Origin of the sequence: Candidatus Palauibacter sp., assembly GCF_965237495.1 — a bacterium.
In the GTDB taxonomy this organism is placed as follows: domain Bacteria; phylum Gemmatimonadota; class Gemmatimonadetes; order Palauibacterales; family Palauibacteraceae; genus Palauibacter.
This window is the reverse complement of record NZ_OZ250143.1, coordinates 2,363,968-2,385,717: the sequence shown is the minus strand read 5'-3', so window position 1 is coordinate 2,385,717 and position 21,750 is coordinate 2,363,968. Positions and strand designations below refer to the sequence as shown.

The following is a 21,750-nucleotide window of genomic DNA, read 5'->3' as shown; positions in this document are numbered from 1 at the left end:
CGCACCGCACCAGCACCATTCGGGCTTCCTCATCCGGTGGTCTCTTACCCGAGGAAGGTTGGCCCGGGTGCCACCGAAGGCCATATTTCGCGAATGACCGCAACCATCAACGAACGGAAGCAAGCCCGGTGGGTCGGCTATGAGCAGCGGTACCAGCCGGACGCGGGGATCGAGCATCTGGACCTTGAGTTGGCCGCGTCACTGCTACGGCGCACACCCGCCGGAGAACGGCCCGTGCACGAGGCGCTCGAATACTACGCGCTCATCGATAAGGATGCCGGTGACTGGAGAATCACGAACGCCGCTCTGCTTCTCTTCGCCCGCCGCCCGGCGCGCCGTTGGCATGAGGCAGCAGGGATACGCGTGTTCCGGGCGGAGGGGAACGAGCGCCTCCACGGGCGGGAGCGGAACGCCACCCGGATCGGTCACATCGATCCACCGCTGGGCCGCGCGATTGAGGAGGGCTGGTGGATGGTCCGCCGCGCGGCGGGTTGGGCAACCTCCCGTATCCCCTCGTCCGCCCACGCGCCGACGTGTCCAGACATCCCGCACGTCGCGGGCATCCCGGCGACGGTGTGGCGGGAGGCTTTGGTGAACGCCATCGCTCACCGCGACTACGAGGTCGAGACCCGCGAGACCGAGATATGGCTCTACGACGACCGGGTGGAGATCTCGAACCCGGGCGATCTCCTCCGACCCGCGACCCTCGACGCCCTGCGCCGGGGGCGTCCCGTCCACGCGTCGCGCAAACCCCTCCTGGTCCGCGTCCTCACGGACGCCGGAATCATGCGAGACGAAGGCTCGGGCATCCCCACCATCTTCCACCAAATGAAGACGAACTCACTTCCCCTTCCCGTAATCATCCTGAAGGACGGCGTATTCCGCCTGACGCTCTACGGCCAGTACTCTCCGCGAGCGCAGAGTTCGCACAAAGCTGCGCCCGATAGTGGTTGCCTGGAGTTCTAGCAGTCCGCGAAGCGAGGTTCATGCGCGCCTCGACTGCTACGTTGAGTCCGGCGGTACCGGGTTCGGAAAGATGCTGATCGCGCGAGCCGTCAGCGCAACCAGCACGTCCATCTCGCAGGTTTGACAGTTCTCATCTTCGAACCTCACGGGCTCTTGGTACTCCGGCTTGTCCCGGTCTTCCCAGATCAACCTGTAGAGGTCGACTAGCGCCAGCGTCAGTCGACCGAGCTGAGGGAGCGTCTCTTCCGGGTCCCGTTGCGCGAAGGCCTTCAGTCGAATCACAGTGTCGTTGGCGTCTGCGAAATCGTGCTCTACGTGGTTGCCGTGCACGAAGAGCGAACTCCCTCCATACTCCAGATAGTACGCGTTGGCCATCCCGGCTTCCTTGAAGGCTTCTTCTTGGTTGGCAAAGCCGTGCCCAAGCGTCGGCCCTTGCTTCAACTCTTCAGCAACATCGCGGAAGGCCTCCGACTCGAGCCATTCGCGGAAAGAGCGACTCCTTTCTCTGAACCATCCGAAGAAGGCTGTATTGCCCTGAATGAACTTGAGAGTGTCGGGATTCTTGGGTGCCTTGTCAAAGTTGCGGCGGCCCTTCACTGGGAGAAACGCGGCAAGTCGGCGGGCTCTGGTGTCGGAAGAATCCGCAATCACCAACCGGAAATCTCGTTCCAACTCTTGAAAAGTGCGAGAGGTGGCAAACGCTGGCTCCTCCAAGCCTCGCGAAAGGAGGGACCTGACGGCCTCGCCCGTGATCAGAATCCGGCGGAACAGAGCTTGGACAACCAAATCCCGCAGCCCCAGTTCTTGCCGGTAAGAATCCAGCTTCTCGAAGATACAGCAGCCGTGATCGATTACGATCCGCACGAACTCCCAGGCTTCGGGAGGACCCTCAAGAGACGCTGGACACTCACGAGCAAACAGATTGCGCTGACATGCCTTTCCAGAGAAGATCCCGCGCAGCACACCGTCTGAGGTCTCCACCGCTGCTGGCGTGTGGATGTCAGTCTCAGTGGCGTGCCAACACAAGGCCCGACATCGCCATCGCCGGAGGAAGTCGGGAAACCTCGACTCACGGAACGAATGCACGAATCCCTTCAGACGGATCATACCCGGAAGACCTTCATGACCTCGTCGCCGAGGTGGTTGATGACCTTGACGGCGATGCGGCCGGACTCGGGTCTGGGGAACGGGCGAGAGACGTTGCTGCGCAGGGTGGCCCACGCATCCGGGTCGATCTCCGCCTTTAGCGTGGTCTTGAGCGCCTTGTAGGGATCGTTCGCGCCGAGGAAGTATGCGTGGCGCACGAAGAAGCTCTCCTCGTTGTAGTCCGTGTCGATGAACCAGCAAGCGATTCCGTCAGTGTCGTCGGAGCGAACCTCCCCGGTGCTTGGATGGAAGACGTCGACTCCCTTGATTTCCACCTCGATCTGCCCGTCGTCCACGCTCCGGATGTCGATGTCGGGCTCACCGAAGATCACGAAGAGGTTGCCCTTGCCGGTGTTCTTGAGTTCCTCCGCCATGTGGAGGTCGGCGTTCATGCGCGCCTTGAGGATCGGTACACGGCCGAGCTTGGCGAAGTTGGCCGACTGGGCATCGTAGTTGAATGCACATGCGATCAGAACATCGAAGCCGGCATCCGCGGCTTCCCGTGCGGCGGCCGCCAAGTCAGGCTGCGAGATTGTGCCAAACTCGGGTCCGATTAGGATTCCGGCACGTCGGACTCGTTTCTTCTCCGTGTATTGCCCCATCGCGCAGACGTAATCGCCCGGCCATCCCGTCAGCGACGTAAACTCGATCCGGTCTTCCTTATGCGCCTGCTGCACCCCGGCGTTGCGGAGTTGGTCGAGGATCATGGAGGCGAAATCCTGCCTCTCGCCGTATTCCGGTCCCCTCTCAGCTGCCCGGTCGAGCAGTTCGTCGTCGACGCCCACGCTCAGCACTTGGTGGGGTGAAAGGCTCTCGACCGTGAAGGGGCCGGCGACCCTAACTGTTTGCCGATCCTCATAGGGTTTATCGTATAGGAACTCGAACGGCGCCTTAGCCGCGATGGACGCGTCAATCTGTGCCTGCCGCGCGATACGCTCCTTCCACCATGCGGCGTGCGCTGTCTTAGCCTCAGCAGGCCACTCTTCGTCTGCCTCCTTATGGATCTCCCAGTGCTCCCAACATACACCTAGTAGTCCATTCAGCCTCTTCCGCCACGCTTCCAGTCCCTCTTGAAACTCGTCCCAGATCACGTCCACTTCTGCGTTGTTTGCGATAAGCTTCAACGTGATATGCGGAACTCGTTCGTAGACAAACCCCTGACGCACATCGCCGTGAACTCGTACATCGGATTGGGGGGCTTGCGTGACCTCGACCTCCTTCCGCCGTCCCTCCACGCTATCCGCGAGCATGTAGTAAGGATAGCGAGCGCCCATTACGCGGGAGCGGGCAAGAGCGAGCGCTACTCGTGACGTATCGATTGTAATCCACCGGCGCCCCCACTTTTCGGCCGCGTAGGCGGTGGTGCCAGATCCGCACGTCGGGTCAAGCACGAGATCCCCTGGATCCGTAGCCATTAGAATACAGCGTTCCACGATTCGCTCGTTTGTTTGCACGACGTAGACTTTGCCCTGAGCCCCAGCCAATTCCTGCGTCCAAATGTTTGCTGCATTCGTGGATGGCGAATCATCGTACCCTTCAACATAAAATGGTCGGGAAGTACCCGCGTTAACACGCCCTGCCTTTAGTAGTCTCTCCCGGCCGATAGCGTGGGTTCGCCAATGTCGACCCTTACCGGGGAAATAGTCTCGCCCCTCCACATGCCAAGGTACTTGGTTATCGCCCGACTCACCTTGTCGAGTAAGCGTGATGTCACTTCGAAAGGGACGCCAGCTGTGGTCAATCAGCTGCGGATTGTCCCGCCAATGCTTCGGGATGAGTCTCGCACCCGTTGGCGTAAAAGCTCTTCTGTACTTGTTGTAGTCTACATCGGAGAGGTTGGCCGGTGTATAGAGCTTGCGGTATTTGTTGTTTGCAATGTCGTTTGCGTAGGCCAGCAGGTAATCGGCTATATTCGACATCCTTTCAGATTCTTGATAATGTGTCTTCTTGAAGGTTATGAGTGAAATGAAGTTCCGATCACCAAAGATTTCGTCCATTAACGTGCGTACTCGATGGACGTTTTCGTCTCCGATCTGCACGAAGATGGAACCGCTCTCTGTGAGTAGATCCTTAGCAATGGCCAGGCGGTCCCGAAGATAGCTCAGATACGAGTGAATCCCGTCGCGCCATGTATCGCGGAACGCTTTGACCTGTTCGGGCTCGCGCGTGATGTGGTTGCGGTTTCCGTCCTTGACGTCCCGGCTCGTCGTGGACCACTGGAAGTTGGAGTTAAACTTGATGCCGTACGGCGGATCGAAGTAAATGCACTGAACCTTACCTCGGAGCCCCTCGCGGTCCGCGAGCGATGCCATCACCTGGAGGTTGTCACCCAAGATCATCCGGTTTGACCAATTCGCGCCGTGCTGGTAGAAGTCGGTCTTTGCGGCGGTCTCGGGGAGGCCGTTGAAGTCGGCGAAGAGATCGATGACCTCGTCCGGGGGCGCCGCGTCCTTCGAGTGACGGGCGAGGTCGTCGATGAGGACCTTGGGATGCACCTTATCTTGGATGTAGAGCGGGGGCGCTTGGACGACGAGATCTTGCTGGTCCTGCTGGTCCTTCCCGCGCCACACGAGTTGCGGGTCGAGGTCGCGGTTTCGCCGCTCGTAAGCGACCTGGACGGGACTGCGTTCGTCGTCGGCCATCACGGCGCGGTATTCGGCCGTGGGGATGTTCTTTCGTTCCGCCGCGCGGTGGGTCAGGGACTCAACCTTCTTGGGCTGTTTCTTCGCCATATGTGTGACCCTTATGCGCCGGGTTCGGGAAAAGCTGCACCGAAGTGCGTAGCGAGGGAGCGGAGAGATCGGTCTCGGGTCCAGAGCTTCGCGTTTCCGCAGAGGGCGGAGAGAAGGATGTGGGCGTCGAGAAACCCGATGCCCTTACCCGCCAGGGATTCGGATTCGATCCAGTCGACCACCTCGTCGTGGTCCAGGCTCTCGATCCGGGGAAGCCCGCGCCATTCGCGCAGGCGCTCGGCGCGATCCCCCATGCCGCCGCACGCGAGTTCGCCGAGGATCATGGGATGCATCCGTATCCGCCGGGCCTCCATCAGCCGCAGCAGGGCAGTGTCGGGCCGCCGGAGGTGGTCGATCCACACGCTCGTGTCGACGAGGATCACCCCCAGGGCCGCCGCCGCGGAATGTACTCCGCGTCGGGGTCGGAACCGCCCGCTTTAATAAGACCTTCAGCAGCAATGGCCAGGGGATCGCCCAGCGTAACGCGCACGAGGTGGTCGAACCGGTTCTCGATCACGGTATTGAGATCGGCCTCGAGTTCCAGCACGTCGCGGAACTCGGCGAACGCCCAGCGGCCGTGCCCGTCGTGCCGGTTGACGCCGGGCACCCAGTAGTTCTCCATCGTGGCTTTCTTGTCCTTCGCGTCCTCTCTTCTGTAGCCCTTGATCTCCACGACGAGGTACAGGGGGTCGTCCGGGCCTCGTCCGTCATCGAGGCGGACGATGAAGTCGGGAATGTACGTTCGCTTCTCCGAGCCGTGCAGGTATGGCACGTCGAGGCCGAGGTTGTGGTTCTTGACGTAGGCCAGAACCTTCGGGTGCGCCTCTACTACGCGGCAGAACTCGCCCTCCCAGCTGCTGTCTAGGATGGCCCAGTTGACGTGACAGCGGCGCGGGTCGGTCTCGTAGCGGTGCGTCTTCGTCGTCTCGAAGCGGACGTGTGCCGTGGAGCCCTCCGAGTTGTACGGATCGAGCAGGGCTCTCACGTGCCGCCCTCCCTCCGATCTCAGGATGGCCGCCGTGATGCGCTCGCACGCGATGTCCGCCAGCTCCCGGTACAGGAGTTGGCCCGGATGGGTATCGCCGGTACAGACGAGGCACGACTCGAGCCACCGCCGCGAGATCTGCTTGAGCTGCCCGAACAGGTGCAGCTTGGGCGTCTCCCCCGCGTCCCGCCACTTCGTGTAAAGAAGGTGCTTCGTGAGGTGATAGGTCACGGTGGCGCGTCGGCCGTTGAGGTGCTCTAGGGTCAGGTCCACGCCCTTGCCCACGATCCCCTCGTTTTTTGTAACGGACGGTCCCACGAGGTCGGGCGTCAACCTGAGGATCGAGTCCTCGGTGAAGTTGGCGGTCAGCCTCTCCTCGGGCAGCTCCACACGGTATCCGATGACCCGCGGGAAGCGGATCTCGAGCTTGTCACGCTCGGGTCGTACGGCGCGCACGGTGATCGTCTCCTTGGGCGGCGTCGGGCGCACGACGACCGGCTTGGCCGTGAAATCGAACGGAATCCCGAGCACGTCGGCGTACTCTACGTCGAAACAACCCTTCTTGTTCAGATCGTAGGACTGTCGGCGCAGCGCGCGCCCGACCGCCTGCTCGCAGAGCAATTGGGTTCCGAACGCACGGACCCCGAGCACATGCGTGACGGTGTTTGCGTCCCAGCCCTCGGTCAGCATCGAGACGGAGACGACGCAGCGGATCGAATCGCCGAGACGGTCTTGCTTCCCGACGGTGTTCATGACCTCGCGAAGAAGATCCTGGTCGGTGATGTGCTCGCCAGCGTGCCGGTCGCCCGTGCGGGCGATCCTCTCGCGGCGAAAGCGGTCGATCTCCGCGGCCGCCATCTTGCGGAACTTCAGGTCGAGTGCGTCCCCGGATTCGAGCTGCCGGCTGTCGATGAGGAGCGTGCGGGGTCGCGGAATCCGCTTGTGGTTCTCGTCGAAGTTCCGGAACAGGCGCAGCCGCCCGTTCTCCACGGTTGGCGCGCCGTTCTCCGTCGCGCGCTCGAAGCCCGACACGTAGTCGTACACGAGCTTCGACGTCGACGTGTTGTTACACACGATGATGAAGCACGGCGGCACGCTGATGCCCGCGTTCCGCCATTCCTCGAAGGTCCGTTCGTAGTGTCCGTAGAGGGCGTCCAGCGCGGACTTCAGGTCCAGCGGAAGACTCAGCGGATCCAGCGTCCCCGCCTTCCCGCGGCCCTTCTTCGGCATCTTCGGGCCTATGTGCTCCCACAGGTTGCGGAAGCGGGGCATGTCCGCTCCGGGGATGTTGTCCGCCACCGGGACTCGGGGCAGCTTCACGATCCCGCACTCGATCGCGTCCATGAGAGAGAAATCGCTCATCGTCCACGGAAAGAGCGTGCCCTCCGCGTAGCCCGACCCGCGCAGGAAGAAGGGGGTGGCGGAGAGGTCGATCACGCGGTTGATGCCGAGTTTCCTCTGCACGGAATCGAGGCCGGAGATCCATAGCCGCGCCGCCTCCGTATTCTCCCTGGCCTCCTTCTTGTCGTCGCCCTTGAGCGGTCCCTCGTCGTCCTCCCCAGGCTTCTCTCGGTAGCAGTGGTGCGCTTCGTCGTTCAGGACCATGACCCGCTTCATGCCCATCAGTTCGGGCATCACCCGCCGGATCATCTGGCCGGTGCTCTCGGTCGTGTCGGGCGCGGGCCCCCGTCCCTGGAGCAGGGCGCGGCTGCCCGTGGCGAGCTTCATGCGCTCGCGGTGCTTGAAGGCGTGGTAGTTCGTGATGACGATCTTCGCCTGCATCAGATCGGGCAGCATGTCGCCGGGCACCAGCTCGCGGTCCTTGTAGTAGCTGTCCGGATCGTTCGGCTGAATCACCCGAAGCCGGTCCCGGATCGTGATCCCGGGCGTGACGACGAGAAAGCCCTTCGTGAACCTCTGGCTCCGGGGCCTCCGAACCCAGTTGATCGTCTGCCAAGCGATGAGCATGGCCATGACCGTGGTCTTGCCCGTGCCCGTCGCCATCTTGAGCGCCAGCCGCGAGAGGTTCCGGTTGGCCTCCTCGCTGGCGTCCTCCATGTGCCTCAGAAGATCCCGGCCCGCCTTTCGGTGAGGCGCGACCTCCGCGAGCCAGATGGCCGTCTCGACCGCCTCGATCTGGCAGAAGAAGGGACGGATGCTGGAGAACCGGTGTGACCGCCAGTGGCGCAGCAGGCGCGCCGTCTCGGGCGTGACGCGCCAATTCGCGGGATCAGGGATGAGCCGCCATTCGTCCACGCGCTCGCGCACGCGGTTGATGATGGCGGCCAGGTACTGCTGCTCCTCCGTCGAGAGCCCCTTGCCCTCGTCGAGCACCAGCCCGACCTGCTCGACCTTCGGCCCCTTCTTGGCCTTCCGCTGCTTCGGCTTGGGAATCGGCGAGATGAACGAAGCGGGTCGCCGGTAGTTGAGGATCTTGTGCGTGGGCTGCCCGGCCGCGTCCAGCTCCCAGTGCCGCGAGGGGTACTGGTACGGCGAGTTCAGGATCGGCCGTTCGAAGAAACGGTCGACCGAGGAGGCGTCGCCTATCCCCGCCGTCCCGCCATCGGCCTTAGCCTTGGCCTCGGAGTTGCTCATCAGCCTCCGTTCTAGAACCGAGAAACCACCATCGAGCCGTGCAGTACGAGGCCATGACAGCTGCTAGCCCCGCTTGCGCTTGCCCCGTTGCGCCCGGCAAGACTCGCACGGCTCCACGGGCAGGGCAACTAGACGATGAGATCCGTCTCGGCACCGAGGCTCGATCACACTCTTAGCACGTGCATCTGCCCGCCCTTCGCCGGCCGACCTGGAAGACGGAAGATCGAAGGGGATCGAGATCAGCAAGTGCACGAGCGCCAAGTATGTCCCAGCGGGCACATGAGCATGCGGAATCCGCCGCATCCAAGTTAGCATCAGGACGCACTGCTTAGCCCCAGATGGCTTGAACGTGACCGTTGGAGTGGAGCTGCTGGCGCCCCCCGTCACACGCTCTCGCAGGTGCCGAATGGTCGGGCCGCGACCTCTCCAGCGCGAGCGCTTCGACTAGGTATGGAACGGGTTGGTGCAACAGCGAATTCTGGCTGAGGCCCGGGGGATCTGCGAGGAACCCTGGGCACGTTAAGCTTCCGAGTCGGTCCGGTGCTGATCGCCGAAACCTGGAGGCAGATGTTACAGTTGGTCGAAGTTGGCTTCAGGCCATTCGAATTGTCGGGGGGTTGGCGACATTTCCCAATGCTCGCCCATATCTCTCGTAAGGCTCGCCTCAAAGCGCGCCGATGACCGCTCGAGAAATCTGATGAACCGCGCCGCCGGCTCCACCTTGTCAAAAACAGGCACGAGAACCGTGTGCATGTGCCGACCGGTTCGGACGAAAACTGCGATGGCCCAAGGTCCCTCGCTATCCATGCACACGTAGAACAGTCCATCCGTCACCGTTCCGGCAAAATCCGTCGCCGGCGATACCATGGGGCGGACAAGATTGCGAAACTCTTTGAAGTGATTCCGTGCTTCAAGCAGAACATCCGTTCGTGACAGTCCCACCGTCCGTTCAAAAAAGTCGCCCAACACCTTGCGACCCAGGAAATGCCCGCCCGACGACAGCGCGTACTTGTATCCCATTCGGTGGAAGAGCGTCAGGTGTGCCGCCTTCAGCAGCGCGACCAACGCAGGTAGTCGAAGGTCCTGCTCAAAGGCGACGTCCCATTTCTTATCCTCAGCCGCCAACAGCTCCTCGGGCGACAGCTTAAGGACCAGTTCGACGGGCTCGAACTCATGGTCGACTAGGACGGGCGAGAACTGATCCGGTACAGGGCCGTTGATAGCGTAGTGACCCACCTCTTCACCCTCGAGAGCAAACTTGGGTCGGAGCTGCCTTGTCAACTCAGGGTCCGCCAAGACATCCAATACCCTGAGCCTCTCCCGGTACTTCAGCCTGACGAAATCGGCTTCGAACATAGAACCAAACCAACTGTCGACGTCAGCTCTTTGGATGGTCCATGTCCGATCGGATTCGGGGAATGACTCGTTGACGACGTGAGCCTTGCACAATTCAACGTTCTCGTCCCGATACAGAATCGGGCAATAGAACGCTTCGGGTTCACGACCCTGAACCCTCCGGTAGTCGGTGTTGATCAGCTCTAGCCTTTCCTTTCCTGCAGAATCCATGAGGTTCTTCTTCTTCCCGCTGGGTATGTTCATCTATTCAAGCAACAGCCGAAGAGCCTACCGACTTACTTCGCCTGGGCTGGGCTGTTTCGGTTGATTCGTGACGGAAGATGGGGCGCTACGAAGCTCGCCGCCAACGGGGCAGGAATCGCGGAAACGAAGGCGCGATGCGGGTCAGGGCCTCGCCCAGGTAGGTCATGTAGCATTCCACGTCGGCCTCGGCGATCGGCGGGCCGTGGATCGGCGCGATCCAGGCAGGGGGGTACCGCTCCAGCATCGCGTGCAGCGCGCCCATGACGCGGGCCGGGTCCGCGTAGCGCAGCGAGGGCAGCGTCTGGGCGTGGACGTGCACGCCTTCCGCACGTCCGCCCTCCGCGATCCGTCCCCAGTCGATGTCGCAGGCGCCGGGGGCGTGGAGCGTCCCGAACCCGTCCGCCACGGACAGCGTCCGCGAGACCTCGTCGTACACCCACATCGTGTGGTTGCGGTCGGCGAGCGGCGGATCGAGGACGTGAAAGCGCTGGCCCAGCACCTCGGTGACGTCGCCGATGCGGGGCGGCGGGCGTATGGGAGTCCCTGGAGGCGGGGTCGCCGCAAGATGCGACGATCTCGAAGTCGCCCCATTGCGGCGGAAGGTGGGGATGTTCCCCGAGTGGGGATAATCGGAGTGGAACAGGATGATGGCGCCGATCCCGCGCCATGCGGTCGCGTCGCTGATCCAGTCGGAGAGACGCTGCCGGTGATGAAAGGAGCCGGAGTCGATGAGGATCGCTCCCTCCGGCGAAACACTCGTGCATCCACTGGTAGAGTACCGCAACTATGGTCATGGATGATCCGCCCGTACAAGTACGGCAATTCCCCGAAGCCCGGGCCTGTCCGAGGACACCGGTCGGGCTGCCGTCGCCAAGTCCTTCTTGTCTGGCTGCTGCCGGTGCCTGGCGCCCTGAAGTAGGCGTTGAGCGAGCGGGTCTCGCTCCGACTACGGCACCCGGCTGCGTAGTCGTCGGTCACCACTGCTCCTGCGGTCGTTGATACCGGGATGATCTCCCGCGCAACCCTGGAAGACACATCGTGGCCGACCGGGCTTACCGCCCTGCCTCGATAGGCCACGGTCGGCAAATCCGACGGAGTGGTACGGCTACGAGCGGGATCGACAGCGGCCGTACCCCCTTGACCCGTCGGCGCAAGCTCCGGGAGCGGCTGGAGCGCTCGAAAGGCGCTTGCCGGAGACGCGAGGTGGTGCGTTACTACAAGATACACCGGTTCGGGAGCCGGGAGGGCGGCAATCACACGGTGCGCCGGTCCAGGAGAGAGACGCAGCGATGAGCGAGTCTGACCGATACATGGCACTGCCGTACACGATTGAGATCAAGCGCGATGAGCGCCGTCACGGCGCCTTCCACGTTGCTCGCATCGTGGAACTCGAAGGGTGTATCGCCCAAGGGCGGACCGAGGCGGAGGCCCGGATCGAGTTGCGTGGCGCGCAGCGCCTGTTCATCGAGACGATGCTCGATAACGGCGTCCCCGTACCCGAGCCCACGGGTTCGCGCGCGACTGCCCGGCGCGTCGCCCGGTCCTCGCCCTCCCCGGCCTGACCCGGGCCCCAGGATCTGTCCGTCCCTCCGCGTGCGTTGTCAGCGGCGGTGGTCCGCGGCGATGCGGGCCAGGGCGGCGTCGAGGTCGGCCATGTAGCGGCCCACGTCCGCCTCGGCGATCGGGGGGCCGTGGATCGGCGCGATCCAGGCCGGCGGGTGCCGCTCCAGCATCGTATGCAGCGCGCCCATGACGCGGTCGGGGTCGGCGTAGCGCAGCCAGGGCAGCGTCTGGGCGTGGAACTCGTGTACGCCCTCCGCGCGTCCGTCCTCCGGGATCCGTCCCCAGTCGATGTGGCAGGCGCCGGGGGCGTGGAGCGTCCCGAAACCGTCCGCCACGAACAGCGTGCGCGAGGCCTCGTCATAGACCCACGTCGTGTGGTTGCGGTCGGCGAGCGGCGGATCGAGGACGACGAAGCGTCGCCCAAGCACCTCGGTGACGTCGCCGATCCGGGTGCGGCGCGCGTAGGGGAGTCCCTGGAGTTCAGGGTCGCCGCAGGAGGCGACGATCTCGAAGTCGCCCCAGTCGCGGCGAAAGGCGGGGATGTTCCCCGAGTGGGGATAGTCGGAGTGGGAGAGGATGATCGCGCCCACTCCGCGCCCCGCGGTGGCGTCGCTGATCCGGTCCGAGAGACGCTGCCGGTGATGGAAGGAGCCGGAGTCGATGAGAATCGCTCCCTCCGGTGCGTCGACGAGGTAGACGGAGACGTGGATGTGGCCGTCCGCTTCGGCGAAGCACTCGTGCACCCACGAGACCCCGCCGCCCAGCCCGATCGCGCTCACGGGGCGCTCACAGCACGCCTCCTCGGCCGCTCGCGGACACCCGCCGCACGACCTCGTTCATGCGCTCGTAGCAGGGGGCCGCATCCGCGCCCGGGATCGGGAGGCCGTGCGCCGGCGCGAACCCGTAGCCGTCGAAACGCGCCGCCAGGTCGTCCGTCGCCGCGATGACCTTGGGCGGGTCCACGTACTGGAACCAGAACATGACGCGGCCGTGGAACTCCTCGAGGCGTCCCACGTCCACCGGCGTCTCGATCTCGTCGGTCCGACGCAGACACTCGCCGCCCTGGTGCGGGAACCCCATCCAGTCGACGGTGAACAGCGTGCGGGTCGTCTCCTCGCTCATCCAGGTGTGGATCGCGGCATCGAGGAACGTCGCCTCGGGGAAGCGGACCCGGAGCCCGCCGAGATCGATCTCGTCCTCCGGGCCCACCTTCATCGCGTCGTCGAGGTGGTACAGCGCATGCGTCTCGCCCGCGGCCGGCGCCACCAACTGGCACCCCGGATAACGCCGCAGCACCTGCATCGTGTTCCCGGCGTGGGGGATGTCGGGATGAGAGAGGGCGAGATAGTCGAGCGGTCGGTCTCCAAGCAGTTGCTCCAGCGCCGGCAGCAGGATGTGGCCCGAAGCCGGGGAGAGGGTGTCCCAGAGGAGGGTCCGTTCGCCCGTGAGCAGGTACGCGTTCTGCGGGACGTGAAGCTCGCGGCCGGGCGTGTACCAGTCCGCGCCGCTATCCAGCACCGCCCGCGCGATTCCGGCCCGGTGGCCGCCGCATTCCTGGATCCAGTGGATGCCGGGCCACACATCACGCCGCCAGCCGGCGCCGGTTCGCGCCGTCATCGTCTCGCTTCCGGGCTCGTCCATGCGCGGCAGTCTACGGAACGTCCGCCCGCCGCCACCAGCCCGGAAGATGCATGTCCGCCAACCTTAACGGAGGCGAAACTTCAGCGCCGCAGCGACCTGCGCCTGTCGTTCGTCAAGGGTGATGAACGAGACATCCGATGGCTTCGGCGCGACGTGCAGGGCACAAGCCACATGCCAGAGATCCGCGCCCCGCAGGTAGCCGGCCCGGAGGGCGGCCCGCATCTCCCTCGACAGAGGCCGGCTCGGCTGAATCCAGCGGAAACCCGAAACGAGGATCTCCCGAAAGGGCTTTCCCTCTCTGGCGCACGCGGATCGCAACTCTGCCTCCAGGAGGTTGGATGAGATCAGATCCCGGAACCCCTGCAATCGGCGGGCGAGTTCGTCCGAGCCCGCTTCGGCAAAAGCGACCGAGACGATCGCGGACGTGTCCACATAGGCCGTGCTCACTCTCCGCGGTCGGCCAGGAACCGTTCCAGCGCGCCCGGAACCGGCGCACCGGGCGTCAGTGGCTCCCGGTGCCTCGGACGGGGCGTAAGGACCCCTCGCCGCTCCAGCTCCGCCAGACGTTCCTCGAGATTCGTGGTCCTGTGCCTGAGCGGACGGATCTCGGCCACCGGCTCTCCCCGGTAGGATATGGTCACGGTTCTGCCCTCCCGGACGTGACGTAACACTTCAGAGAAACGGGCCTTCGCCTCATAGGTCGAGTAGAGAAGTCGCATCGGTCGAACATAACTAGTCAGACCAGTCTTTTCAATCGGCTTCGAGTCCCCCGCCGTGGCCCGTTCCAGACGGAGACCGCAGATTCCTCCCATGGATACCAAGGGATCGTCTCGTCCGTCATCCCGACGTCAACGCATGGTCGCCGCGAAAGCGATCGTGCGGACGCCGTGCTTGACCGCTGTGGCCATTGTGGCCGCCGGCTGCTCGCCGCCCGGGGAAGAGGCGGCGTTCCCGAGCCGTCCGATCGAGATCGTGTCGTGGGCGACGCCGGGCGGGCCGACCGACCTCCTCTCGCGGGCCCTGGCCGAGGCCGCGCCGCCGCACTTCGAGGGGCAGCGCGTGACCGTCATGACCCGGCAGGGCGGGGCGGGCGCCGCCGGCATGCAATACATGCAGGGCCGGGAAGGGGACCCCCACGTGCTCGGCGTATTCACGGCGAGCGGGACCGTGAACATGGCCACGGGGCGGATCCCCTTCGCGCCGGAGGACTTCACCCCCATCCTCCGCATCCAGATCGACCCCTTCCTGATCGCGGTGCGGGACGACAGCCCCTTCCGCACGCTCGGAGACCTGTTCGAGGCGGCCCACGCGCGGCCGGGCGAAGTCTCGATGTCGGGGTTCGGGGCGGCGTCGGCCCACTTCCTCGGCTTCGCCCGCTTGCGGTCCATGGCGGGAGACCCGGACGTCCGCTGGATTGCCTACGAGGGGTCCGCCGACGCGGTGGTGGCGGCGCTCGGCGGCCACACGGACGCGGCCCACACGAACTACAACATCGTGCGCGAGCACCTGCGCGCGGGGACGATGCGGGTGCTGGGGGTCGCGCTTCCCGTGGAGGCGTTGCCGGACACGCCGAGCTACGCGGAGCAGGGCTACGACCTGGCGCCGGTTCACTGGCGGGGTGTCGTCGGACCGCCGGGGCTGGCGCCGGAAGCCCGCGCCGACCTTCGCGTGCGGCTGCTGGCCGCGATCGAGGATCCGGGGTTCCGCGAATACATGGAGCGGGCCGCGCTGGAATACGCGACGATGGAGGACGCGGACGCGTTCGCGGTCTGGATGGCGGAGGAGGTGACGACGAGCCGGGACCTGCTGAGGCGGCTGGGGCTCCTCCATGAGTAGCGCTGCGTAGCGATGAGTAGCGTTGGGTAACTCCGCCGCGCGCGCGGCCACGCCGCTGCGCCTGCTCGCGGAGGCCGCGTTCCTCGCGGTCCTGGCGGTGGGGGTACTCCTGGATTCGCGGAGCTACCCGGCCTCGCTCGCCGAGGGGGCGCCGGGTCCGGCCTTCTTCCCCCGTCTCCTCGCGACGCTCCTGATCGGCTGCGCGGTCTGGCTCGCGGTCCGCGCCAAGCCATGGTCCCCGCCGTCGGAACCGCCGCCGGACGTGAGACGTTCCCGCGGGAACGTTTTTTCGGGTTCCGGGGCCGGCCGCGGCGCCCGCCTGTGGCTCGCCGTGGCGTGGATCGCGGCTTTTCTCCTCGTCTGGCCCCGGCTCGGGACCGTGGTGTCCGTTCCACTCCTCGTCGTCGGGCTCATGTGGCTGACGGGGGAGCGCTCGCGGGTGGCGCTCGCCTCCGTTCCGCTCGTCTTCGCGGGGTTCATCTATCTCGTGTTCATGGTCGCGCTCGGCGTGCCGCTCCCCGCCGGGTTCTGACGGGCGGCGCGGCGCGTGACCTCCTTCCTCGACGGCCTCCTGACGGCGCTCCAGCCGGGCAACCTCGCGGCGCTCCTCGCCGGCAGCCTGCTCGGCGTGTTCGCCGGGGCGATGCCGGGGCTGAGTTCGACGGTGGGACTCGCGCTCGTCCTCCCCGTCACCTTCGCGCTCGATCCGACGCCGGCGCTCCTGATGATGGTCTCGATCTACATGGCGGCGGAGTACGGGGGATCGATCACCGCGATCGCGATCGGCGTGCCGGGGAGTTCACCCGCGCTCGCCACCACCTTCGACGGCTACGCCATGACCCGCCGGGGCGAGGCGGCGCGCGCGCTCGGGATCTCCCTCTTCTCCTCGATGATGGGCGGGCTCCTTGGGACCGTGCTCCTGGTGCTCGCGCTGGGGCCTCTGTCGCGTGCGGCGATCGTCTTCGGGCCGGCGGAGTATTTCGGGCTCGGCGTGTTCGGGCTCTCGATCGTCGCGAACCTCGTGGGGAACGACCCGCTCAAGGGGATCATCAGCGCGCTGCTCGGCCTCCTCTTCTTCATCGTCGGGCTCGACGTGCTCACGGGGGCGCCGCGGCTGACGCTGGGCACGAATGCGCTCATGGACGGGCTCGGGCTGGTGCCGATGCTGATCGGCTTCTTCGCGATCGCCGAAGCGCTGAAGGCGGCGACCGGCCAGCGGAAGGCGACGGCCCCCGGCGGCGGGATCACGGGCCGGCTCCCGAAGGCCCGCGAGCTGTTCGGGCTGTGGCGCCCGATCCTGCGGGGATCGGCGATCGGCGGGATCATCGGGGCCATCCCCGGCGCGGGGGCGACGATCGCCTCCATCGTGGCGTGGAACGAGGAGCGGCGGGTCTCGAAGACGCCCGAGCTGTTCGGGACGGGCGTTCCGGCCGGGATCGCGGCGCCCGAAGCCGCGAACAACGCCTGCGTGGGGGCGGCGATGATCCCGCTCCTCGCGCTCGGGATCCCGGGGTCGGCCAGCGCCGCGGTGCTGCTCGGCGGTCTGACGGTGCAGGGCGTGGCGCCGGGTCCGCTGCTCATGACCGAGCGCGCCTCGCTCGTCCATACGCTGTACGCCGGGTTCGTGGTGGCGGTGCTGCTCATGCTGGCGGTGGGTCGGCTCGGCATCCCCCTGTGGACGCGGGTCGTGCGGCTTCGATCCTCGATCCTGATGCCGCTCGTCGTGGCCATCTCGCTGGTGGGCACCTTCGCGCTGCGCGGGAACCCGGCCGACGCGTGGGTGGCGCTCTTCTACGGGCTCGTCGGCTTCGCTATGCTGCGATACGGATACCCGCTGGCACCGGCGGTGCTCGGCCTCATCCTCGGTCCCATGATCGAGACGAACTATCGCCGGGCGCTGACGCTGTCCTCGGGGTCGCACTCGGTCTTCCTCGAGAGTCCGATCAGCCTGGTGCTGCTCGTGCTGGCGGTGGTCAGCTTCGCGGCGCCCGCGGTCCGCAGCCGGCTGATCTCCGCACGAACGCGGAGACAAACACAACCACACAGACACGAGGAGCACGAGTGAGCGCGACGCGTGCGGTCATCGACTTCATACTCGATACGACGATCGACGATTTTCCGGAGCGGCTGCTGGCCGAGGGGCGGCGCTGCGTCACGGACGGGACGGGGGTGATCCTCGCCGGGTCGACGGACGCCTGCTCCCGGGTCGTCCGGGATCAGATCGCGGTCCAGGGCGGGCACACGGAGGCGACCATCCTCGGGCCTCCCGACACCCGCGCCCCGGCCTCGCTCGCGGCGCGGGCCAACGGCACGGCCGGCCACGCGATGGACTTCGACGACACGCAGCTCTCGAACGCGCCCGACCGGATCTTCGGGCTCCTCACGCACCCGACCGTGGCGCCGCTCTCGGCCGGGTACGCCGCCGCCGAGCGGGCGGGGGCGACGGGGGCCGAGTTCCTGGAGGCGTTCCTCATCGGCTTCGAGGTGGAGTGCAAGATCGCCGAGGCGATCGATCCCCGGCACTACATGGAGGGGTTCCACTCGACCGCGACGATCGGGACGCTCGGCGCCTGCGCCACGGCCGCCAAGCTGGCCGGGCTCGATGCGGACGAACTCGCCATGGCGCTCGGCATCGCGGCCAGCCTCTCGTCGGGGATCCGGCTCGGGTTCGGCACCATGACCAAGCCGCTCCACGCCGGCCGCGCGGCCGAGAACGGCATCCTGGCCGTCGACCTCGCGGCCCGCGGCTACACGGCCGGGCACGATGCGCTGGAGGCGCCGTGGGGCTTCTTCCGCGTGTTCGGCGGCGGCTTCGAGCCCGAGCGGCTGGTCGGCGCCCTCGGCGCCCCCTACACCCTGCTCGACCCCGGCGTGTCCGTGAAGCCCTTCCCCTCGGGGAGTCTCGGCCACCCCAGCATGGCCGCCATGCTCGAACTCGTCACGGAGCACGACCTCGCCCCCGACGACATCGCCGAGATCACCTTCCGCGCCGGGCACAACATCCTGAACCCGCTCCGGTATCCGGTGCCCAACAACGAACTCGAGGCGAAGTTCTGCATCCCCTTCGTCCTCTCGAGCATCGTGCTCCGCCGCCGGGCCGGGATCCGCGAGTTCCACGACGACTTCGTCCTCTCCGACGAGGCCGCGGACATGATGCGGCGGGTCACGGTGCAGTTCGACGCGGAGATCGACGCCCGCGGCTACGACCGCATGCGAAGCGCGATCGACGTCCGCCTCCGAGACGGCACCGAACTGCACACCGAGGCGGACACCTATCCCGGCGGTCCGGAGCGTCCCCTCAGCCGCGAGGAGCTGCACGCCAAGTTCCGGGACTGCGCGAGCCTCGTGATGGAGGACGAGCAGATCGACGCGGCGCTGGCGAACCTCGAGCGGGTGGACGACCTGGGCCGCATCGACGAACTCGTGGCCGCGCTCTCCACCGCCCTGGCCGGAGTCCCGGCGTGAGTCCCGGCGTGGCTTCTCGCGGCCTCGTCCTGCTGGGGGCGCTGTGGGTCGCGGCCTGCGGCGACTCGGCCGGCTCCGGAGCTCCGGACGCGGACGCCGAAGCGGCGGGGCGCGGTCCATACGACGCGCTCCAGGTGGAGACGAACCGCATGGTGGAGATGCGGGACGGCGTGCGCCTCGCGACCGACGTCTACCGTCCCTCGCGCGACTACGAGCCGGTCGACGAGCGCTTTACCGTCCTCCTCCAGCGGACCCCGTACGACAAGACCTCGCGCGGCCTCGTCGACCAGGCGCGCTGGTTCACGACCCACGGCTTCATCGTCGTGCTGCAGGACACGCGCGGCCTCTACGCCTCCGAGGGAGAGTTCCAGAAATACCACGAGTTCGACGCGCCCGACGGCTACGACACGATCGAGTGGATCACCGGACTCGACTACGCGGAGCCTTCCATCGGGATGTGGGGCACCTCCTACGGCGCCCACACGCAGGCGGACGCCGCCAAGCTGAACCCGCCGGGCCTCGAGACGCTCGTCCTCACGATGGGGGGCCTCTCCGACGCCTGGACCCACAAGGTCCGCAACCACGGCGCGTTCGAACTCGGACAGCAGCTCGGGTGGGCCCACCTCCAGCTCGCCGCCGTGGCGGACGACCCCGAGATCCGTCTCCGGCTGCAGGAGGAGCCGCCCTCGGACTGGTTCCGCGACACTCCGTTCCAAAAGGGGGAGAACCCGCTCTCCGTCGCCTCCAATTTCGAGGACTATTACCTCACGATGCAGAACCACGGGGACTATGACGACTATTTCCGTGGTATCGGCCGCAACTGGGCGGAGTACTATGACCAGACGGCGGACATCCCGATGCTGCACGTCGGCGGCTGGTACGACTCCTACGCCCCCGGGACGATCCAGAGCTTCGTCGAACTGTCACGCCTGAAGTCGTCCCGGATGATGCTGGTGATGGGGCCCTGGACCCACGGCGGAAACAGCCGCTCGACCGCCGGCGACATCGAGTTCGGAGCCGAGGCCGCGATCGAGGACTTCTCGCGCGAGTTCCACCTGCGCTGGTTCGACCGGCAGCTGAGAGGACAGCGCGCGAGCGGTCTGTTCGAGGACGCCGCGCGACTGGGAGGCGAGGCCGTCGGCGCGGTCACGATCTTCGTCATGGGCGGCGGGGACGGGCACCGCGACGAGAACGGCCGTCTCTTCCACGGCGGCGAGTGGCGCACCGCCGACGCGTGGCCGCTCGAAGACACCGAGTTGACGCCGTACTACCTCCGCGCCGGGGGCGGGCTGACCCCCGAGCCGCCGGGCGCGGACGAGGGATCGAGCGCCTATGCCTACGACCCCGAACACCCGGTGCCCACGATCGGCGGCGCCTTCTCGGGCGCGCTCAAGAGGGGCGGCTACGACCAGCGCGAACGGACGTTCCGGTCGCTCGAGGGCGGGTCGGAGAACGGGTTCTTCGCTTCCGAGGTGGACGGCCGCCGCACCGCGGACCGGTCCGATGTCCTCGTATTCGAGACCGAACCGCTGGCCGGGGATGTGGAGGTGATCGGCCCGGTGAGCGTCACCCTGTGGGCCTCCTCGAGCACCCCCGACACCGACTTCACGGCCAAGCTCGTCGACGTCTATCCCCCGAGTGACGACTATCCAGAGGGGTTCGATCTCAATATCACCGACGGGATCCTCCGCGCCCGCTACCGGGAGTCGCGTGAACGGGAGACGCTGATGACGCCGGGCGAGGTCTACGAATTCGAGATCCGGCTGTTCCCGACCGCCAATCTGTTCCAGGCGGGCCACCGGATCCGGGTGGAAGTCTCCAGTTCCAACTATCCCCGCTTCGACGTGAACCCCAACACCGGCGAACCGCTGGGCCGCCACACCCGCATGACGCCGGCCGAGAACACGATCCACCATGCCGGCGCGCGCGCGTCGGCGATCCTCCTCCCCATCCAACCCATCCAACGGAGATAGTCATGCATGACGTCAACTGGCTCGCCGTCCTCGTCGCCGGCATCGTCCCGATGGTCGTCGGTTACCTCTGGTACGGGCCCGTGTTCGGCAAGCAGTGGCTCGCCCTCATGGAGACGACCGCGGAAGAGATTCAGGCGAATTACAACCCGCTGAAGACACACGGCCCGAGCTTCATCATGGCGCTGATCACGGCGTACATCCTGGCGCAGCTGCTCGCCGACATGGGGGGATCCGGGAGCGCGATGGCGGGCGTGCACGTGGCGCTCATGGCGCTGATCGGTTTCGTCCTCCCGGTCGCGTCCCAGTCGGTCACCTACGAGGGGCGGAAGACGGGGCTCTTCGTCCTCGGTCTGGGCTACAACGGCGTCGCCCTCATCGGCCAGGCGGTGGTCCTCGCCGCCTGGACCTGATCCGGGTGGCACTCACCCGATCCGGCGGTAGTAGCTGAGATGGTCGGAACGGGCGGGAGGTCTAACCTACGATCTCCTTGAGCTCGGCTACCAACTCCGTGCCCGTGACAAGCTCGCTGGGGTCAGCGTTGACCTTCGCGAGTCGTTCACGGACGATCTCCGCGTCCAATGCGTCTTCCTTCGACTCGCGACGCCGACGCGTAACAAGATCCCGCGAGTACTCGATCCATCCGTGCAAGAACATTTGCGTCACCCTGTTCCGACGTGGTTTGTCTCGGCCGGATACCACGCCGAGGGTTACACGGTTCCACTATCTCGTCCTACCTGACGGCGGGCTTGCCGCAAGCTCACCCCCGCCAGTTCCGGATCTGGCAGCGATGGAACTCGGAAGTGCCGTGAGCCTCGTTGCTTCAGAGTAGATTTCCGAGTAACAGGCCTCCACGAACGACGCTCGTCCTTGAGTCCGGTATAGGTCCGGCGATACGCAGCAGACCTACGTCGGATCGTCGGAGGACTTCCGGGGCTTCACGACGAAGCGGTAGATGAGATAGCCGACGACGCTGAGGACGAGGATCGCCGGAATCCAGGGCAGGAAACTGAAGATCGCCCACCCGGCCGCGACGGCGACGCCCCCCTCGATGCGGCCCAGCGTCCGCTGCCGCCGCCGCGTCTTGTCCAGTTGCCGCTGGGTATAGAGGTCGGGCAGGAGATCCGAATCCACGTCCTTCATCAGGCGTCCTCCGGGCTGGGGCTGGGGGTTCCTACGATGCCGCGAACGGGGAGGATTCCGCCATTCCCCCCTCTCCCGTTTGCGCTCGATTCGGTAAGTTCAGGCCGCG

19 protein-coding genes are annotated in these 21,750 nt (G+C 65.9%); 8 read left to right on the top strand and 11 right to left on the bottom strand.

The features are described from left to right. Positions 1-93: 93 nt before the first annotated feature. Entirely contained in the window at positions 94-966 is an 873-nt protein-coding gene (locus ACPXY0_RS10465) for an ATP-binding protein (RefSeq protein ID WP_423924480.1), read from the top strand. A gap of 36 nt (positions 967-1,002) precedes the next feature. On the opposite strand, the gene ACPXY0_RS10460 is transcribed toward ACPXY0_RS10465, so the two are convergent. The 6 genes from ACPXY0_RS10460 to ACPXY0_RS10435 form a co-directional block, all read right to left on the bottom strand. Further along, positions 1,003-1,830, bottom strand: a complete 828-nt coding sequence (locus ACPXY0_RS10460; RefSeq protein WP_423924479.1) for a DUF5677 domain-containing protein — start codon at positions 1,828-1,830, stop codon at positions 1,003-1,005. 239 nt (positions 1,831-2,069) lie between these two features. Continuing rightward, positions 2,070-4,844, bottom strand: a complete 2,775-nt coding sequence (locus ACPXY0_RS10455; RefSeq protein WP_423924478.1) for a site-specific DNA-methyltransferase — start codon at positions 4,842-4,844, stop codon at positions 2,070-2,072. An 11-nt stretch (positions 4,845-4,855) separates the two neighbouring features. Continuing rightward, positions 4,856-5,227, bottom strand: a complete 372-nt coding sequence (locus ACPXY0_RS10450; RefSeq protein WP_423924477.1) for a type II toxin-antitoxin system VapC family toxin — start codon at positions 5,225-5,227, stop codon at positions 4,856-4,858. Then, positions 5,224-8,424 carry a BPTD_3080 family restriction endonuclease gene (locus ACPXY0_RS10445; protein WP_423924476.1) on the bottom strand — a complete coding sequence of 1,067 codons (3,201 nt, stop codon included), beginning with the start codon at positions 8,422-8,424 and terminating at the stop codon, positions 5,224-5,226. Before ACPXY0_RS10445 ends, ACPXY0_RS10450 begins: the two co-directional genes overlap by 4 nt. Before the next feature lie 570 nt (positions 8,425-8,994). Beyond that, a complete protein-coding gene (locus ACPXY0_RS10440) occupies positions 8,995-10,023 on the bottom strand; it encodes a hypothetical protein (RefSeq protein ID WP_423924475.1) in 1,029 nt (342 codons plus the stop codon). 85 nt (positions 10,024-10,108) lie between these two features. After that, positions 10,109-10,807 carry a hypothetical protein gene (locus ACPXY0_RS10435; protein WP_423924474.1) on the bottom strand — a complete coding sequence of 233 codons (699 nt, stop codon included), beginning with the start codon at positions 10,805-10,807 and terminating at the stop codon, positions 10,109-10,111. 505 nt (positions 10,808-11,312) lie between these two features. Between ACPXY0_RS10435 and ACPXY0_RS10430 the strand changes: the two genes are divergently transcribed. Beyond that, positions 11,313-11,585 (top strand): type II toxin-antitoxin system HicB family antitoxin, encoded by a 273-nt coding sequence (locus ACPXY0_RS10430; RefSeq protein ID WP_423924473.1) that lies wholly within the window; start codon positions 11,313-11,315, stop codon positions 11,583-11,585. 39 nt (positions 11,586-11,624) lie between these two features. Here the strand turns inward: ACPXY0_RS10430 and ACPXY0_RS10425 are convergent, their stop codons facing one another. From ACPXY0_RS10425 to ACPXY0_RS10410, 4 genes are all read right to left on the bottom strand, one after another. Then, positions 11,625-12,365, bottom strand: coding sequence for an MBL fold metallo-hydrolase (locus ACPXY0_RS10425; RefSeq protein ID WP_423924472.1), 741 nt, complete (start codon positions 12,363-12,365; stop codon positions 11,625-11,627). Between the two features lie 7 nt (positions 12,366-12,372). After that, positions 12,373-13,203 (bottom strand): MBL fold metallo-hydrolase, encoded by an 831-nt coding sequence (locus tag ACPXY0_RS10420; protein WP_423924471.1) that lies wholly within the window; start codon positions 13,201-13,203, stop codon positions 12,373-12,375. 87 nt (positions 13,204-13,290) lie between these two features. Continuing rightward, complete coding sequence (locus tag ACPXY0_RS10415) at positions 13,291-13,674, bottom strand: PIN domain-containing protein (RefSeq protein ID WP_423924470.1); 384 nt, start codon at positions 13,672-13,674, stop codon at positions 13,291-13,293. Beyond that, positions 13,671-13,946, bottom strand: a complete 276-nt coding sequence (locus tag ACPXY0_RS10410) for a type II toxin-antitoxin system Phd/YefM family antitoxin (protein WP_423930656.1) — start codon at positions 13,944-13,946, stop codon at positions 13,671-13,673. Before ACPXY0_RS10410 ends, ACPXY0_RS10415 begins: the two co-directional genes overlap by 4 nt. Before the next feature lie 136 nt (positions 13,947-14,082). Here ACPXY0_RS10410 and ACPXY0_RS10405 point away from each other — a divergent pair, with 136 nt between their 5' ends. Genes ACPXY0_RS10405 through ACPXY0_RS10380 form a run of 6 tightly spaced genes read left to right on the top strand, consistent with a single transcriptional unit; the run spans position 14,083 to position 20,911 of the window. Beyond that, positions 14,083-15,063, top strand: coding sequence for a tripartite tricarboxylate transporter substrate binding protein (locus ACPXY0_RS10405; protein WP_423924469.1), 981 nt, complete (start codon positions 14,083-14,085; stop codon positions 15,061-15,063). Positions 15,064-15,085: 22 nt separating this feature from the next. Next, positions 15,086-15,595: a tripartite tricarboxylate transporter TctB family protein gene (locus tag ACPXY0_RS10400; protein ID WP_423924468.1), complete on the top strand. Its 510-nt coding sequence runs from the start codon at positions 15,086-15,088 to the stop codon at positions 15,593-15,595. A 15-nt stretch (positions 15,596-15,610) separates the two neighbouring features. Beyond that, entirely contained in the window at positions 15,611-17,128 is a 1,518-nt protein-coding gene (locus ACPXY0_RS10395; protein ID WP_423924467.1) for a tripartite tricarboxylate transporter permease, read from the top strand. Then, positions 17,125-18,528 (top strand): MmgE/PrpD family protein, encoded by a 1,404-nt coding sequence (locus tag ACPXY0_RS10390; RefSeq protein ID WP_423924466.1) that lies wholly within the window; start codon positions 17,125-17,127, stop codon positions 18,526-18,528. Before ACPXY0_RS10395 ends, ACPXY0_RS10390 begins: the two co-directional genes overlap by 4 nt. Next, positions 18,525-20,501 carry a CocE/NonD family hydrolase gene (locus ACPXY0_RS10385; RefSeq protein WP_423924465.1) on the top strand — a complete coding sequence of 659 codons (1,977 nt, stop codon included), beginning with the start codon at positions 18,525-18,527 and terminating at the stop codon, positions 20,499-20,501. The genes ACPXY0_RS10390 and ACPXY0_RS10385 overlap by 4 nt, the downstream gene beginning before the upstream one ends. Before the next feature lie 2 nt (positions 20,502-20,503). Next, entirely contained in the window at positions 20,504-20,911 is a 408-nt protein-coding gene (locus ACPXY0_RS10380; protein ID WP_423924464.1) for a DUF1761 domain-containing protein, read from the top strand. Between the two features lie 493 nt (positions 20,912-21,404). On the opposite strand, the gene ACPXY0_RS10375 is transcribed toward ACPXY0_RS10380, so the two are convergent. Then, positions 21,405-21,641 carry a hypothetical protein gene (locus ACPXY0_RS10375; protein WP_423924463.1) on the bottom strand — a complete coding sequence of 79 codons (237 nt, stop codon included), beginning with the start codon at positions 21,639-21,641 and terminating at the stop codon, positions 21,405-21,407. Positions 21,642-21,750 lie beyond the last annotated feature (109 nt).

What these genes read in the sequence shown, in the direction of transcription:
- ACPXY0_RS10465 (WP_423924480.1), top strand. Translation starts at nt 94, where the DNA reads ATGACCGCAACCATCAACGAACGGAAGCAAGCCCGGTGGGTCGGCTAT.
- ACPXY0_RS10455 (WP_423924478.1), bottom strand. Translation starts at nt 4,844, where the DNA reads ATGGCGAAGAAACAGCCCAAGAAGGTTGAGTCCCTGACCCACCGCGCG.
- ACPXY0_RS10445 (WP_423924476.1), bottom strand. Translation starts at nt 8,424, where the DNA reads ATGAGCAACTCCGAGGCCAAGGCTAAGGCCGATGGCGGGACGGCGGGG.
- ACPXY0_RS10440 (WP_423924475.1), bottom strand. Translation starts at nt 10,023, where the DNA reads ATGAACATACCCAGCGGGAAGAAGAAGAACCTCATGGATTCTGCAGGA.
- ACPXY0_RS10430 (WP_423924473.1), top strand. Translation starts at nt 11,313, where the DNA reads ATGAGCGAGTCTGACCGATACATGGCACTGCCGTACACGATTGAGATC.
- ACPXY0_RS10420 (WP_423924471.1), bottom strand. Translation starts at nt 13,203, where the DNA reads ATGACGGCGCGAACCGGCGCCGGCTGGCGGCGTGATGTGTGGCCCGGC.
- ACPXY0_RS10410 (WP_423930656.1), bottom strand. Translation starts at nt 13,946, where the DNA reads ATGCGACTTCTCTACTCGACCTATGAGGCGAAGGCCCGTTTCTCTGAA.
- ACPXY0_RS10405 (WP_423924469.1), top strand. Translation starts at nt 14,083, where the DNA reads ATGGTCGCCGCGAAAGCGATCGTGCGGACGCCGTGCTTGACCGCTGTG.
- ACPXY0_RS10380 (WP_423924464.1), top strand. Translation starts at nt 20,504, where the DNA reads ATGCATGACGTCAACTGGCTCGCCGTCCTCGTCGCCGGCATCGTCCCG.
- ACPXY0_RS10375 (WP_423924463.1), bottom strand. Translation starts at nt 21,641, where the DNA reads ATGAAGGACGTGGATTCGGATCTCCTGCCCGACCTCTATACCCAGCGG.